The organism is Winogradskyella sp. 266wxhm (assembly GCF_058964685.1).
Window position 1 is genome coordinate 3,854,132 of record NZ_CM179559.1, and the last position, 16,054, is coordinate 3,870,185.

13 protein-coding genes are annotated in these 16,054 nt (G+C 32.4%); 7 read left to right on the plus strand and 6 right to left on the minus strand.

Features of this window, described 5'->3' with window-relative positions; translation table 11 throughout:
* Window positions 1-4: 4 nt before the first annotated feature.
* Window positions 5-2,374 (plus strand): GumC family protein, encoded by a 2,370-nt coding sequence (locus AC2H4K_RS17415; RefSeq protein WP_281140968.1) that lies wholly within the window; start codon window positions 5-7, stop codon window positions 2,372-2,374.
* Between the two features lie 36 nt (window positions 2,375-2,410).
* On the opposite strand, the gene AC2H4K_RS17420 is transcribed toward AC2H4K_RS17415, so the two are convergent.
* On the minus strand, window positions 2,411-3,583 hold the full coding sequence (locus tag AC2H4K_RS17420) for a proline dehydrogenase family protein (protein WP_281140969.1): 1,173 nt from the start codon (window positions 3,581-3,583) through the stop codon (window positions 2,411-2,413).
* A 97-nt stretch (window positions 3,584-3,680) separates the two neighbouring features.
* Between AC2H4K_RS17420 and aroB the strand changes: the two genes are divergently transcribed.
* A complete protein-coding gene (gene aroB, locus AC2H4K_RS17425) occupies window positions 3,681-4,754 on the plus strand; it encodes a 3-dehydroquinate synthase (RefSeq protein ID WP_281140970.1) in 1,074 nt (357 codons plus the stop codon).
* A gap of 52 nt (window positions 4,755-4,806) precedes the next feature.
* Here the strand turns inward: aroB and AC2H4K_RS17430 are convergent, their stop codons facing one another.
* Window positions 4,807-5,286 (minus strand): Lrp/AsnC family transcriptional regulator, encoded by a 480-nt coding sequence (locus AC2H4K_RS17430; protein ID WP_281140971.1) that lies wholly within the window; start codon window positions 5,284-5,286, stop codon window positions 4,807-4,809.
* A gap of 74 nt (window positions 5,287-5,360) precedes the next feature.
* Complete coding sequence (locus AC2H4K_RS17435; RefSeq protein ID WP_281140972.1) at window positions 5,361-6,503, minus strand: M14 family metallopeptidase; 1,143 nt, start codon at window positions 6,501-6,503, stop codon at window positions 5,361-5,363.
* A gap of 303 nt (window positions 6,504-6,806) precedes the next feature.
* Here AC2H4K_RS17435 and AC2H4K_RS17440 point away from each other — a divergent pair, with 303 nt between their 5' ends.
* From AC2H4K_RS17440 to AC2H4K_RS17460, 5 genes are all read left to right on the plus strand, one after another.
* On the plus strand, window positions 6,807-7,199 hold the full coding sequence (locus AC2H4K_RS17440; protein WP_281140973.1) for a helix-turn-helix domain-containing protein: 393 nt from the start codon (window positions 6,807-6,809) through the stop codon (window positions 7,197-7,199).
* 40 nt (window positions 7,200-7,239) lie between these two features.
* Window positions 7,240-7,626 carry a hypothetical protein gene (locus AC2H4K_RS17445; RefSeq protein WP_281140974.1) on the plus strand — a complete coding sequence of 129 codons (387 nt, stop codon included), beginning with the start codon at window positions 7,240-7,242 and terminating at the stop codon, window positions 7,624-7,626.
* A 6-nt stretch (window positions 7,627-7,632) separates the two neighbouring features.
* Window positions 7,633-8,418, plus strand: a complete 786-nt coding sequence (locus AC2H4K_RS17450; protein WP_281140975.1) for a TerC family protein — start codon at window positions 7,633-7,635, stop codon at window positions 8,416-8,418.
* A 149-nt stretch (window positions 8,419-8,567) separates the two neighbouring features.
* A complete protein-coding gene (locus AC2H4K_RS17455; protein WP_281140976.1) occupies window positions 8,568-10,016 on the plus strand; it encodes an MBOAT family O-acyltransferase in 1,449 nt (482 codons plus the stop codon).
* A 1-nt stretch (window position 10,017) separates the two neighbouring features.
* Window positions 10,018-10,980, plus strand: a complete 963-nt coding sequence (locus AC2H4K_RS17460) for an LB_356 family protein (protein WP_281140977.1) — start codon at window positions 10,018-10,020, stop codon at window positions 10,978-10,980.
* Between the two features lie 6 nt (window positions 10,981-10,986).
* Here the strand turns inward: AC2H4K_RS17460 and AC2H4K_RS17465 are convergent, their stop codons facing one another.
* The 3 genes from AC2H4K_RS17465 to AC2H4K_RS17475 are packed head-to-tail and all read right to left on the minus strand — an operon-like array spanning window position 10,987 to window position 15,971.
* Window positions 10,987-13,638: a DNA gyrase/topoisomerase IV subunit A gene (locus tag AC2H4K_RS17465; protein WP_281140978.1), complete on the minus strand. Its 2,652-nt coding sequence runs from the start codon at window positions 13,636-13,638 to the stop codon at window positions 10,987-10,989.
* 3 nt (window positions 13,639-13,641) lie between these two features.
* Window positions 13,642-14,115 (minus strand): hypothetical protein, encoded by a 474-nt coding sequence (locus AC2H4K_RS17470; RefSeq protein WP_281140979.1) that lies wholly within the window; start codon window positions 14,113-14,115, stop codon window positions 13,642-13,644.
* The gene (locus tag AC2H4K_RS17475) at window positions 14,112-15,971 is read right to left on the minus strand and encodes a DNA topoisomerase IV subunit B (protein ID WP_281140980.1); all 1,860 of its coding nucleotides are present in this window, start codon (window positions 15,969-15,971) and stop codon (window positions 14,112-14,114) included. Before AC2H4K_RS17475 ends, AC2H4K_RS17470 begins: the two co-directional genes overlap by 4 nt.
* Window positions 15,972-16,054 lie beyond the last annotated feature (83 nt).

Here is a 16,054-nt window from a genome sequence, read left to right on the forward strand (position 1 = left end):
GTCTATGGACAAAAGTAAGCCTGTTTTTCAGTCTAATGAAATAAGACAAAACTTAGAATTATTCCTTTCTTATTGGAAAATCCTTTTAGTTTGTTTCATCGTTGCTGTATTTCTTGGTTATACCTACCTCAGATATACAACTTATGAATATAGTGCTTCTGCCACTATTAAAATTAGAGATGAAAAACAATCTCAAAAACTACCTAGTATTGAAGAAATTTCTAGTGGAGGTCTTTTTTCTGATGGAACTAATAAAATTAAGGATGAAATTGAGGTTATAAAATCTCGTACTTTAATAGCGAATGCTGTCAGAGACCTAAAACTAAACATTAGTTGTTTTGCACAAGGAAGTATTAAGGAAAGAGAATTATATCTAAACCCACCCGTTAAGCTTAGTTTTTTTGAAAGTGACTCTATTATTAACAGAGTAGATACTACGCTTTTTATTAAAATAAAATCTCCAACAGAATTCTTAGCTTTCAAAGAAGAAGGAAAATCTCTAATTGAAAGAGATGATTCTGAAGGTGTCCTTCACAGATTTGGCGAACGTATCAAAACTGGTTTTGGTGATATGGTACTCACTCCTGAGGTTGGGGAACATGCCCCAATGATCAATAGTAAACTAAAAATAGCTATAAGACCGGTTAGTCAGATTGTTAATGCTTACCAAAGAAAAATTAATATTTCTACAGCTGATGGATCTAGTATTATTAAACTAGATTTAAATGAAACCAACTCGCACAAAGCTGTAGACGTTCTTAATCAACTTATTAAAGAGTATAATAAAGATGTACTAATAGATAAAGAAGCTGTTGTTAAAGCTACTTCTGATTTTATAAATAATAGACTGCAGGTAGTCTCTGAAGAATTAGGTGAAGTAGACTCTAATGCTGAGTTAGTACAAAAACAAAATAATCTTACAGCTCTTGGCTCCCAAACAGATTTAAATTTACAAGCGAGAAAACAAATAGAACAACAAATTTCCAACACTTCTACAAATATTCAGATGATTTCTTATCTCCAGGAAGAAATAAGTGATGAGAATAGAATTAATGATATGTTGCCTGCTGATATTGGTATTGGTGATGCCAATACGGCTCAAGTAGTTAAAAGTCATAATGATTTAGTTGCACAACGTGATAGATTATTAAGAAATTCTAGTGAAAAGAATCCCGTTGTAATGCAACTTAACAATGAAATTAACGCATTAAAAACCAACCTTCAGAACTCTTTAGAGAGTATGAAAAGGACATCTGAGTTAACCCTAAACAACTTAAATACCGAAAGTAACAGAATAAGCGGTCAACTTTATGCTGCACCGACTAAAGCAAGACAATTTAGAGACATCAAAAGAGAGCAAGATATAAAAGAATCTCTCTACCTCTACCTACTCGAAAAAAGAGAAGAATCTGCTATTAGATTTGGAATGTATACACCAAATGCTAAAATCATAGATAAAGCCTACTCATCACACAGACCAGTAGCTCCAAATATGATGATGGTCTATATCGCTTCTATTATTTTAGGTTTAGGCTTACCAATTGGTTTAATCTATATTTCTGATTTAATAGACACCAAGCTATACAGAAAAGAAGATTTAGTTCAAATTTTAGATATTCCTTACATAGGAGATGTTCCTAAAACATCAAAAAAACAAAAGCTTGTAAAGAAAGTAGACTACTCACCAAAAGCTGAAGCGTTTAGAATAATACGATCTAACATAGACTTTATGCTTCGCAACGTTGAAGGTTCTAAAAAATTATTTATTACCTCTACTAAAGCTCAGGAGGGAAAGTCACATACCAGTACCAATCTAGCAACTTCAATTTCTTTTTCTGAGAAATCAGTTTTATTGATTGAAATGGACATTAGAGTTCCTAAGATACTGGATTACCTTGAACTTAAAGACAAACCGGAAAAAGGACTTTCAGATTTTATTGCGGATAAGTCAATTAAACCTGAAGAAGTTGTACTTAAACATAAGGACAATGAATACCTAGACATTATACCTTCTGGAACTATTCCTCCAAACCCTTCGGAGTTATTGATGAGTAATAGAATTGATGAACTTTTTAAGTATTTTGATGGTAAATACGACTATATTATAGCAGACACCTCTGCAGTAGGATTAGTAAGTGATACATTACTAATTGCCGGTCATGCAGATATGTTTGTGTATGTTGTTAGTGCTGATGGTGTTGATAAACGACAATTAGTACACGTCGCTCAACCATTATATAATGAGAGACGACTACCTAATATGACCATGTTGTTAAATGGCGTTAAACAAGGTAAGAAAGGCTATGGCTACGGTTATGGATACGGAAACAATCCAAACAAAAAGAAAAAGTGGTATCAGTTTTCTGCTAAGTAATAATAAAAAAGCCTTTCGTTTTGAAAGGCTTTTTACTTATAGTTTTCTACGTTTCTTTTCTTCTTTAAGCAAAGATAACTCTCTGTTGGTTTGTCCCGCTACAGATGTATTTTCTTCAGCTCTTCTTATTAAGTAAGGCATAACATCTTTTACCGGCCCAAAAGGAATATATTTAGCCACGTTATAACCTTGAGCTGCTAAATTAAAACTAATATGATCACTCATGCCGTAAAGTTGCCCAAACCAAACATTATTATCTTCCTTGCTAATATTATACTTTTCCATTATTTCCATCGCTAAATAACAACTTGCCTCGTTATGCGTACCAATAAAAATAGAAAGATCACCCAAGTTGTCAAGTATATACGTTAGTGAAGCATTAAAATTATCATCCGTCGCTTTTTTACTTTCACATATTGGTGAATCATATCCTTTTTCTATTGCTCTGTTTCTTTCCTTCTCCATATAAGCACCTCGCACTATCTTCATCCCTATCTTAAAACCTTCTTTTTTGGCTCTCTCGTGTAGTTGTTTTAAGTAATCTAAACGATCCCAACGATAGGTTTGTAAGGTATTATAAACGATTGTAACGTCTTTATTGTAGCGTCTCATCATTTCTTCTACTAAATCATCAGCTGCATCTTGCATCCAGCTTTCTTCACCATCAATTAATACCTCTACATCTTTTTCTTTCGCTAGTTTGCAAACCTTATCATATCGGTCTACTACCCTATCCCATTCCTCTTGTTCTGCTTCTGTAAATTCTTTACCTTCAGTTTTCTTATGATACAAATGAAATCTTCCAAAACCTGTAGGTTTAAAAACTACAATGGGCATTGCCTCTCGCTCATCACAAAAATTAATAATCTTTAATATTTTTTCTACTGCATTATCAAACTGAGCTTCTGTTTCTTTTCCTTCAACCGAATAATCTAAAACAGAACTAACTCCTTTAGTGTAGAGGTTATCTATTACGGTTAGACAATCTTCTTCATTTACACCACCACAGAAATGATCAAAAACTGTAGCTCTGATCAAACCTTCAACAGGTAAATTGGCCTTAAATGCAAATTGGGTAGCTAGTGTTCCTATTTTCACCAAAGGTTGAGAAGAAATCATTTTAAACAAAAAGAAAGCTCGGTCTAACTCAGAATCAGATTTTAGAACAAAAGCTGTTTCCGTATTTTCAAAAATAGTGCGGTCTATCATTAACTTAATTTATTATTACAAATATATTTATTCTAAGCCTTATTTATTTCTAAAAAAACTAACTATTTTAACGCAATCAATTAAGATAGCTTTTCAAATGAACTCTATATCAACTAAAAATTCTGTAGTTTACTTTAATTCTGAAACTTATACAGAACTTAATAAATACATACAGAATCAAAATCCTTCAAAAATATTTATTCTTGTAGATACTAATACTCACGAATATTGTTTACCGCAATTTCTTGAGCGTCTAGAATCTAACAATATTACTGTTGAAGTTATGGAAATGCCAGACGGAGAAGACCATAAAACCATTGATATATGCAATGGTGTTTGGGAGGCATTATCAGAATATGGTGCAGACCGCAAAAGCCTTATGATTAATCTTGGTGGTGGAGTTGTTACCGACTTAGGTGGTTTTGTAGCTAGTACATATATGAGAGGTATTGCTTATATCAATATACCAACAACACTTTTAGCTATGGTAGATGCTTCTGTAGGTGGTAAAACTGGAGTTGACTTAGGTGTACTTAAAAATCAAGTAGGGATTATTAATGAAGGGGAAATGGTTGGGATTGACACCGCCTTTCTAAATACACTACCTCAAAAAGAAATGATTTCTGGTTTTGCCGAAATGCTAAAGCATGGTTTAATATTCGATAAAGATTATTGGCATACCTTAACACATCTCGAAGGTATGGATTTTTCTGAATTAGATAGATTGATTTACGAATCAGTTGCCATAAAAAACAAAGTAGTAAGTGAAGATCCTACCGAAAAAGGTATGAGAAAGATTCTAAATTTCGGACATACGCTAGGTCATGCTATTGAAAGCTACTTTTTAGAAAATGCAGATAAAACACCTCTACTACATGGAGAAGCTATAGCTATTGGAATGATATTAGAGGCATACATATCCACAGAGATTAGCAATCTTAGCGAAGAAAATTTAAAGATTATTACAGAAGGGGTTTTAAAAACTTTTTTAACTACAAATATTACTGTTAATGATCAAAATATAATTATAAGACTACTGAAGCATGATAAAAAGAATAGTCATGGAATTGTGAAATTTGTTCTATTAGAAGATATAGGTCAACCTAAAATAGACTGTATTGTAGAAAATGATATAATTATAAAAGCTTTTGAATATTACTCTAAACTTTAAATAAAAAAGCCCTTGATTACTCAAGGGCTTTTTTATTTATTGCTTTACAATACTATAATTCATTAAATATAGTATGCATTAAACGTTTTTTGTCATTAATACTTTCTTCTAAGGAAATCATTGTTTCCGTTCTGTAAACTCCATCAATATCATCTAACTTAAAGATGATTTCTTTGGCATGCATGGTATCTTTCGCTCTAATCTTACAGAAAATGTTGAATTTTCCTGTTGTAATATGAGCAACAGTTACGTAAGGAATATCATTAATACGCTCTAAAACAAATTTAGTTTGTGATGTATTCTGAAGGAAAACTCCAACGTAAGCTATAAAAGAGTATCCTAGTTTTTTATAATCTAATGTTAATGAGGAACCTTTGATAATACCTGCTTCCTCCATTTTCTTTACACGTACGTGAACAGTACCTGCTGAAATCAATAATTTTTTTGCTATATCTGTAAAAGGAATACGCGTATTATCTATAAGCATATCCAAAATTTGGTGGTCTACTTCGTCTAATTTAAACTTTGCCATAATTGATTAATCTTTAATATAAATGCAAAAATAAAAGTTTTTTATTGACAAATCATCATTATTATTGAAATAATTTAGGCTTTTAGTGACGTTTTCTCATTATTTATCAAAACGAAAACGTTTTCGTAACCCACTTTTAGCTCCAAATTTTCTGCATTTTTTACCAAAGCCCCTTTTGCATCAATTTCTTTATGACCATAATAAGCATTTAAATCTGATATAGATTCCACTACCGGAATAAAATCAATTTTTCCATTTTTAAGAGACTCTTTATATTGTATAGCAACATCAAAACGTTCTTCACCTTTATTTATCCTACCATTTCTAATAATTATGTCATAAAAAGTTTTAGTGTTTTCAGGGATTTTAAAGTAGTCTTCATATTTATCTGAATCAACTCCACCAATAATAGATTCAATTCCTTTAAGGATAGCTATAAAAGCTAGTTTACGCACCCCTTCCCTATCATAATCATTTGGGTAATGCCCTGTTTCATATAAGACCGTTGGCACTCCAAAGCTTTGGAATGTATCACCTACGCAATTTAAGTTAAAACCGTCATCATAACGCCCAATCCCATTAGGAATTAAATCTTTAAGCTCATTATTTATATCAGATATTATTGTCATAGCTACTTTTCTGTTCTCTGTTAGTGACCGATTTTCATCCTCAGCAGGAGATAAAAATGACATTGTAGCAGAAACACCTGTAGATCCGGCTCCAAAAATGGTACGCTGACCATGTAGATTGAAGCAATAATGTGGTTTAAATTCATCATAAAGACCTCTTAAAACATTACTTTCTGGTTGAGATAAGTCTTGAGCATCCCTATTAATATCCACCTCATTAGCATTTGCCCTAGTATAACGCTCAGCACCATCTGGGTTTAATATTGGAATCATAACAATTGTACAAGACTCTAGAAGCTTCTTAGAAAACTCATTCTGGGTTTGAAATAGATTGATACAATCAAAAAGTGCTTTAGTAGTTGTTGATTCATTACCGTGCATCTGTGACCACATCAATACTTTTTTCGGACCAGTTCCAAATTGCAATTTATAAATCGGTCGCTTCTCAACCGAATATCCAATGGTTTCTATTAGAGCTTTAGGAAGCTTATCTAAACATTTTTCAATGTTTGAATTTGTGATATACCTACCAAACAAACCTTGCTCTTTTATGTCAGTATATATAGTATATAAATCAGTTATGTTCATTTACTTTTTCATTAGTTTACAAATGTAATCATTTGTTTTTTTACAAATATAAACAATTGAAATATGAATTATGTTTACATTAATGAACAATAGATATACATTAATCATCAATAGCTACAATTAAATATCAGACAAAAATTGAAATAAATTTTAATGCACTTAAAATACTGTTATTCAGTAAATAAAAACTATTAATTAAAGTGTAATTTTAAATTTTTTTAAACTTTTAACGCCACTTTTAATTAGAATAATCATTTATTGTTTACTTTTGTAACACCTCAATAGCTAAGACATAAGTTTACAATGATAAACTCATTAAAATTTACAGAAAGACTCCAAAAAGTCATAGAATTTTATGGCGAAACCGCATCTGGTTTTGCTGAAAAAATTGGAGTTCAGCGTTCCAGTATTTCACATATTCTATCTGGAAGAAACAAACCTAGCTTAGATTTTGTAATGAAGATTCTTGACACCTACCCTGAAGTTGAATTGTATTGGCTCTTAAATGGCAAAGGTGAATTTCCTAGAAACGAAAAAATTCAGGAAGAAATAAAAACTGATATTCAGCCAGTAAAAAAAATATCTGAGCCAGAGAATAACATCTCTGCCCAAAATTCCACACCTAATACTACTTCAGAAATTGAAAAGATTGTTATCTTTTATAAGGATGGTACTTTTAAAAGCTACAAACCTTAATTTAAATACATGATTCATTATCTTTGCCCAAAGGTTTTAGATGAGAAATTTTTATTCAATATTTATACTCTTAATTTTTACTAGCTGCTACAATACAGAACGTAACTGTGCGGATTTCAAAACAGGCACATTTCAATTTAATTACATAATTGATGGAGTTGAAAAAACTGGTAAATTTGTTCGTAACGACTCTTTGAGCATTGATTATTATGACGGTAAAGCTGATACTTCTTCAGTAAGATGGATCAATGATTGTGAGTTTATTCTAAAAAAATTGAACCCTAATAGCTTATCAGAAAAAGAACCTATCCACATGAAAATCCTTTCTACAACAAAGGACTCTTACGTTTTTGAATACAAACACGCCATTAAAAAAGCTAATAGAGATATCCACGTAGAAACAGGTATAGCAAAAAAAATAGATTAATTACCTATGTTAGATTTCCTACTTACTTCAGACGCCATCATGGCCTTGTTAACGCTAACGTTTTTAGAAATAATCTTAGGAATCGACAATATAGTCTTCATATCTATTGCAGCAAACAAATTACCCGAAAGTCAAAGAAGTAAAGCGACCAATATAGGACTGCTTTTAGCTATGGTACAGCGTATAGTGCTTTTGTTTTTTGTGTCTTTCTTAATCGGCTTAAGCGAACCTTTTTACACTATAGATACCGATTGGCTACATTTAGCTATAAGTTGGCAAGCTTTGATATTGTTTTTAGGAGGGTTATTCCTAATATACAAAAGTACTTCTGAAATAAGAGAGAAAGTAGAATCTCCAAAACATGATGAAGATAGCATGAAATCTAAAGTCATAAAGTCATTAAAACAAGCCATTGTACAGATTTTAATCATCGATTTTATTTTCTCAATAGATTCTATCCTTACCGCAGTTGGTATGACAAACGGATTACACCCAAATCATAATTACACTTTAGTTCTTATGATTATTGCTGTAATTATATCAATAGCTGTTATGATTGGTTTTGCAAACCCAATCCGAAAGTTTATAGACCGCAATCCAAGTATGCAAATATTAGGTCTTGCCTTTTTAATTTTGATAGGCTTTATGCTAATCACAGAAGCAGCACATCTTTCTCATACTGAATTTTTTGGAAAATCGGTTGGCGCTATACCAAAAGGTTACTTATACTTCGCTATTGCTTTTTCAATATTTGTTGAATTCTTGAACTTCAAGACGGTTAAAAAGAAATAATTAAAACCTTACCTAAAAGTTATAGAACGTTGTTTTTATTCCGCTTAACTAAAATTTAAGCACTTTTTAGGTCGCTGGAATTTGTATTTACTATATTTCACAAAAATTAACGTGTTTTTGCTAACCCAAATCTATAAAACTCTCAGTTAATGCTTTTTAATTCAATAGACTTCGCAGTATTCTTACCAGTAGTTTTTATATTATACTGGTTTGTTTTTAAAAAAAATCTAAAGCTGCAGAATCTTTTAATTGTAATAGCTAGTTATGTTTTCTATGGCTGGTGGGATTGGAGATTTCTTTCGTTAATTGTTTTTAGCACTCTAGTAGATTATTCCATAGGAATTGCCTTATCTAAAGAGAACAATTCAAAAAAACGCAAAATCTTTTTATGGGTAAGTATTATAGTAAACCTAGGCTTTCTCGGCTTTTTTAAATACTATAATTTTTTTCTAGAGAATCTAATAACAGCCTTTACTTTTTTTGGTAACGAACTACATGCTAACTCTTTAAAAATCATTCTTCCTGTTGGTATTAGTTTTTATACATTTCAAACGTTAAGCTATACAATTGATGTCTACAAAAGAAATCTTGAACCTACTAAAGACTTTATTGCGTTTTCTGCATTCGTTAGTTTTTTCCCTCAATTAGTTGCAGGACCTATCGAGCGTGCTACTAATTTGCTTCCTCAGTTTTATAAAAAAAGAAAGTTTGAATATAACAAAGCCGTAGACGGGTTACGTCAAATGCTTTGGGGCATGTTTAAAAAGGTGGTCATAGCGGATAATTGTGCCGAATTCGCAAATGAATTTTTTAATAACCACACAGAGTACAACGGAAGTACACTATTACTTGGCGCAATATTTTTTACTTTTCAAATATATGGTGATTTTTCAGGTTATTCAGATATAGCCATTGGCACATCTAGGTTATTCGGATTTGATTTAAAGCAAAATTTTGCATTTCCATATTTTTCAAGGGATATAGCTGAATTTTGGAGACGTTGGCATATATCACTTTCAACGTGGTTTAGGGATTACCTGTACATTCCGTTAGGCGGTAGTAAAGGTGGCACTTTAATGAAGGTAAGAAATACTTTTATTATATTTTTGGTTAGCGGTTTTTGGCATGGTGCTAATTGGACTTTCATAGTTTGGGGCGGATTAAATGCTATTTATTTTCTTCCTTTGCTTCTAACCAAAAGAAACAGGTCAAATATTGGAGTTGTAGCTCAAGACAGATACTTACCATCTTTTAAAAATATGATAAGCATTATTTCTACTTTTTGTCTTACAGTGTTGGCTTGGGTGTTTTTTAGAGCAAACTCAATTAATCACGCTTTAGAGTACTTACAAGGAATATTCTCTAACAACTTATTCTCAATACCTGAGTTTGAAAACAAGACTCATGCAGGAGAGGTTTTAATTCTCATAGTCTTTTTATTATTGGTTGAGTGGATTGGTAGAGAAACGCAATATGGCCTTGAAAAGCTAGGACTGAATTGGCCTAGAAGTCTAAGGTTGACTTTTTACGTGAGTATAGTTTGCTTAATATTTTTATTTATCGGTAAAGAACAAGAATTTATTTATTTTCAATTTTAGCATGAAAATTCTCATAAAAAAAATAATAATTTTTCTTTCGTTATCCTTCTTGGTAATTATTGCCTTAGCGTTGATCTCTAGTGAGACTATTAAATCTAGAGCCGATCTTAAAATACCAAAAAAGAACACAACGATAGTTGTAGGACACTCACACTCGCAGTGCTCTGTAAATGATTCAATTCTTTCAAACACGTCTAACCTCTCTTCTTCAGGCGAATCTTATTTTTATAATTTTCAAAAATTGAAGCAAATTATTAATGAAAATAGTCAAATTAAAACTGTTCTCATCGAATTCACCAATAACAATGTGGATAGCATAATGGATGAATGGACTTGGGGTTATGAAAAAATGTCTTTTTACCTTCAATATTACTCCCCATATATAGGTTCTGAAGATTTCAATTTATTGATGGACAATAATCCTACTGATTTATTTACAAGCTACTCGATTGCTACAAGAAAAAATCTATATAGAATTTTGAGAAGTGATTATAGTTTGATTGATGATTTTGGTGGATACACAGAATCTAAACTTAGTAAAGTTGATGATTTAATTGCTAAAAAAGATTTTAATTCTAGTATTTCTAAAAATCATGTAGTTTCCAATGTCAATCTCAAATATTTAAGAAAAATGATTGATGAGTGTAGAAAAAATAATGTAGATATTTTTTTAATTAGAAGTCCTCAACATGAATTATATGCTGACTTAGGCAATGAATCTATTTACCAAAAAGTGCTAAAAACTCAATTTAACGATGTTGAATTATTGGATTTTGACAATATGAAATTTCCAAATAAGTATTATTTAGACTTACACCATCTAAACTACAAAGGGTCTTTACAGTTCAGTAAACTGTTGAATGAATTAATAGAAAATAATATTTTAACTACAGACAACAAACAAGAAATGATTGACAAAGCTATTTTAAATTTTAATTTAAAACAGGTTAAACCTAATTTTTAACTTTCACTAAAATAATGTCCCCTGACCTTGTTCATCTTTACCTTCTGAATCATTAGATGTGTTTTCAGAATCGCTTGAAGATTCCGAATCTTCATCACTATCAACGGTTTCCTCGTCTATAACTTCTAAATCATCCGCGTGAACTTCTTCAGGAGCTTCATAAGGTAATGGGTCTAGAATGTTTATTTGGTTTATTTTATCTCTAGTCAACTGATTTCCTAGTGCATTAATGCCTTTTACTGCAATAAACTCTTCAAGATTAACCTCCATATTAGGCTTACGATCTTTACCTCGTTCTTTCGTGAATTCAACATCTACCATAGGACGCCAATCTGTTGAGATAACTTCTAATTGAGAGCTTGGATGATCCGATATAAAAGTTTCCTCTTTTCCTTCTTGTTCTATCAAAAAGCGTTTCACATAGTAACGCTCTTTTTCACCATCGTAGTAAATTGCTGAAATAGGTTTTTTAGGCACCCATTTTTCTAAAACAATCATATCGTCTTCAAAATGAGTCGTTAATTCTGGTATTATCGTTTTTGCCATACCTGACTGCGTAATAATCAACAAACGGTCTTCACCCCTAAACTCACCAATCAACTCACCTCTACCATCCACATTCAATCTTTGAACAGTATCATCGAACCAAATCTTTCTTGGTTTCAATGTTGAAACGCCTTTTTCTTTGAGCTCTACACGTTTTATAGCGTATTTAGTAACCAAGTTACCTTTAGACGATCTCCCTTTTATTAAAACATCAGAAAAATCTAAGTCCCATTTCAGCTTTTTGATACTTCCAACCTGTCTTAATAAAATAGTTACTACTTCCGCCTCTCCATTTGGATTTGCGGAAAAATACCAAAGAGACGATCCTTTATTGCCATTGGTCATATCGTACTCTCTATCTCGAGTCATACTTGTAACAGCAAAACGTTTCACGTAAGAAGGGCCTTTCTTGCCATCGCGATAAATCATGTTGTAGATCGTGCGCTTGTCCTTCTTCTTAAAAACAGCAACATGGATAATATTCTTACCAATAAATGTTTTCGTATCCACTTTGGTTACCATCATCTTACCATCAGCAGTGAAGCAGATAATATCATCTATATCACTACAATCGCACACATATTCATCACGCCTTAAAGATGTACCAATAAAGCCTTCCTCTCTGTTTACATAGAGTTTTGTGTTTCTTATAACAACCTTAGTAGCATCTACATCATCAAAAACTCTAATTTCAGTTTTACGCTCTTTACCTTCACCGTAATCCTTTTTTAGTCTTTCAAAATACGCTATGGCATAATCTATAAGATTAGCTAAGTGATGTTTTACTTCAGCTATTTGATCTTCTAAAGCTTCAATTTTTTGCTGTGCCTTATCAATATCGAATTTTGAAATTCTTTTGATTCTAATTTCCGTAAGACGTGTAATATCTTCTGTGGTAACTTCTCGCTTTAAATGCTTAATATGTGGCTGAAGCCCTTTATCAATTGCCTCTATCACTCCTTCCCATGTTTCCTCTTCTTCAATATCACGGTAAATTCTATTCTCAATAAAAATACGCTCTAAAGATGCAAAGTGCCATTGCTCTTCAAATTCACCGAGTTTTATTTCTAACTCTTGTTTTAAGAGCTGAACGGTGTTATCTGTAGAACGACGCAGCATTTCTGTAACACCAACAAAAAACGGCTTATTATCTTCAATAACACAGCCTAATGGAGAAATAGAGGTTTCACAACTTGTAAAAGCATATAGTGCATCTATAGTTTTATCTGGAGATAAACCAGACGGAAGATGTACTAATATTTCAACTTCAGCAGCTGTATTATCTTCAATTCTCTTGATTTTTATTTTACCCTTATCATTGGCTTTAAGAATTGAATCTATCAACGAAGATGTTGTAGTTCCAAATGGAATTTCAGTAATAACCAAGGTATTTTTATCTCGCTGTGAAATTTTAGCTCTTACCCTAACTCTTCCGCCACGCATACCGTCATTATAGTTAGTAAAATCAGCAATACCTGCTGTCGGGAAATCTGGCATTAAGCTAAATCGCTTACCTTTAAGATGTTTTACAGAAGCGTCAATTAATTCTATAAAATTATGCGGAAGAATCTTTGTTGAAAGTCCTACCGCAATTCCTTCACCTCCTTGCGCTAAAAGCAAAGGAAACATCACAGGAAGATTAATCGGCTCTTTCCTTCTACCATCGTAAGAAGCTTGCCACTCTGTAATTTTCGGATTATATACAACATCTAAAGCAAATTTTGAAAGTCTAGCTTCAATATAACGAGAAGCTGCCGCACGATCACCTGTAAGGATATTTCCCCAGTTACCTTGAGTATCTATCAGTAAGTCTTTCTGACCAATCTGAACCATAGCATCCGCTATACTGGCATCACCGTGAGGATGATATTGCATGGTATGACCGACAATATTCGCTACTTTGTTATAACGACCATCATCGAGATCTTTCATGGAATGCATAATTCGTCTTTGCACAGGTTTGAAACCATCTTCTATAGCTGGCACAGCACGTTCCAAGATTACATACGAAGCGTAATCTAGAAACCAATCTTTATACATTCCTGTAACCTTGGTTATTGTTTCCTGGTTACCGCTTTCATCGTTTAAAAGCTCTTCATTTTCTTCTGACATCCTCTATCCTAATTTGCTAATTTTTCTTTCCTTGAATATTTTCCTTAGAGACTGCTTTACATATCTGATTTTCTTAGGCTTTAGTAAAGTAACATTAAAGCGATACTTTACCACCCTATCTTCATGAGTTTTGATTTGTAAAACCAATGATTTATAAAAAAAATAATTTTTAATCTTGAATCCTACTAGTTGATTCCTTTTGAATTTAATCTTCTTCTGCCTGTAATTAATGTATTCCGTAAGAATTAACCCTTTATTAATTACAATAATTTTATCACCATCACTATCGTACTCAAAATAACCTGCTATAGATTGCACTAGCACTAAAAGCACTAAAAACCCTAGAAAGACATAAAAAACACCATTCTCAACCAATTCTAATGAACTAAATACCGTTGCCATTAAAACCGTTAGCAATATCAATACAAAATAAATGGAAATAACCGTATTTCTTACTTTTCTATTGTCGGTTCTCATGCAGTTTCTTCAACAATATCAAGTTCAACTTTAAGATTTTCGATAATGAATTCTTGTCTAGTCGGTGTGTTTTTTCCCATATAAAATGACAATAATTCTTCAATAGACATGTCTTTATCTAGCATTACGGGATCTAAACGCATATCTTCACCAATAAAATGCTTGAATTCATCTGGTGAAATTTCACCCAATCCCTTAAATCGTGTAATCTCAGGTTTAGGCTTTAATTTTTCAATAGCATCTACACGCTCTTCATCCGTGTAACAATAAATCGTCTCTTTTTTATTTCTAACCCTAAATAAAGGAGTTTGCAAAATATACAAATGTCCCTCCTTTATAACTTCAGGAAAAAACTGTAAGAAGAAAGTAATTAACAACAAACGAATGTGCATACCATCAACATCGGCATCAGTTGCAATTACAACATTGTTATAACGCAAATCCTCTAAAGACTCTTCTATATTTAATGCTGCTTGCAAAAGATTAAACTCTTCGTTTTCGTAAACTATCTTTTTGCTAAGTCCATAACAGTTTAAAGGTTTTCCCTTCAAACTAAAAACAGCTTGTGTGTTAACATCTCTAGACTTTGTAATACTACCTGATGCAGAATCTCCCTCTGTAATAAACAATGTTGTATCGAGATATCTTTCGTTTTTGGTATCACCAAAGTGAATACGACAATCTCTAAGTTTTTTATTATGAAGACTCGCTTTTTTAGCTCTGTCCTTAGCCAATTTTCTAATTCCGGATAACTCCTTACGTTCACGCTCTGCCTGTAAAATCTTTCGCTGAATCTTTTCTGCAGCCTCAGAATTTTTATGAAGGTAATTATCTAAATATGTTTTTACAAAATCATTAATATAAGTTCTTACCGTAGGCAATTCGCCACCCATATCTGTAGAACCTAGTTTTGTTTTTGTCTGACTTTCAAAAACTGGCTCCATAACTTTAATAGCTATAGCAGCTACAACAGACTTTCTTATGTCTGATGCGTCATAGTTTTTACCGTAAAACTCTCGAATGGTTTTTACAATAGCTTCTCTAAAAGCCGCTAAATGGGTTCCTCCTTGTGTTGTATTCTGGCCATTTACAAAAGAATGATATTCTTCGCTGTACTGAGTTTTACTGTGCGTAATGGCAACTTCAATATCGTCACCACGTAAGTGAATAATCGGATAAAGTAAATCTGAAGTATTGATGTTTTCAGAAAGCAAATCTTTTAAACCATTTTCACTGTAGAACTTTTCACCATTGAAAACTATAGTTAAACCTGGATTTAGGTACACATAGTTTTTAAGCATACGTTCTACATACTCATTTCGGAATTTGTAGTTTTTGAATATCGCTTCATCAGGAATAAAACTAACTTTAGTTCCTTTTCTTCTACTCGTTTCTTCAAGTAATTCCTGATTAGTTAAGTCCCCTTGTTCAAACTCAGCTGAAGCCGACTTACCATCTCTAGTTGATTCTACTCTAAAATAAGTCGATAACGCATTTACCGCTTTGGTACCGACACCATTCAAACCTACAGATTTCTTAAAGGCTTTGGTATCGTACTTTCCACCTGTATTCATTTTAGAAACAACATCTACCACTTTCCCTAACGGAATACCTCGACCATAATCTCTAACAATGACACGTTCGCCTTGAATGGAAACCTCAATAGTTTTACCAGCTCCCATAACAAACTCATCTATAGAGTTGTCTAAAACTTCTTTAAGAAGGATATAAATACCATCGTCTGGCGAAGAACCATCACCCAACTTACCGATATACATACCAGGACGCATACGGATGTGTTCTTTCCAATCGAGTGAACGAATATTATCTTCTGTATAGTTAGATTGTTCTGCCATAGAAAAAGGACGGTTATTATTACGGTGGACTGCTAATATAATACTATACCGTAAAAAATGAAACTCGCTTTTGGTAAAGTAAT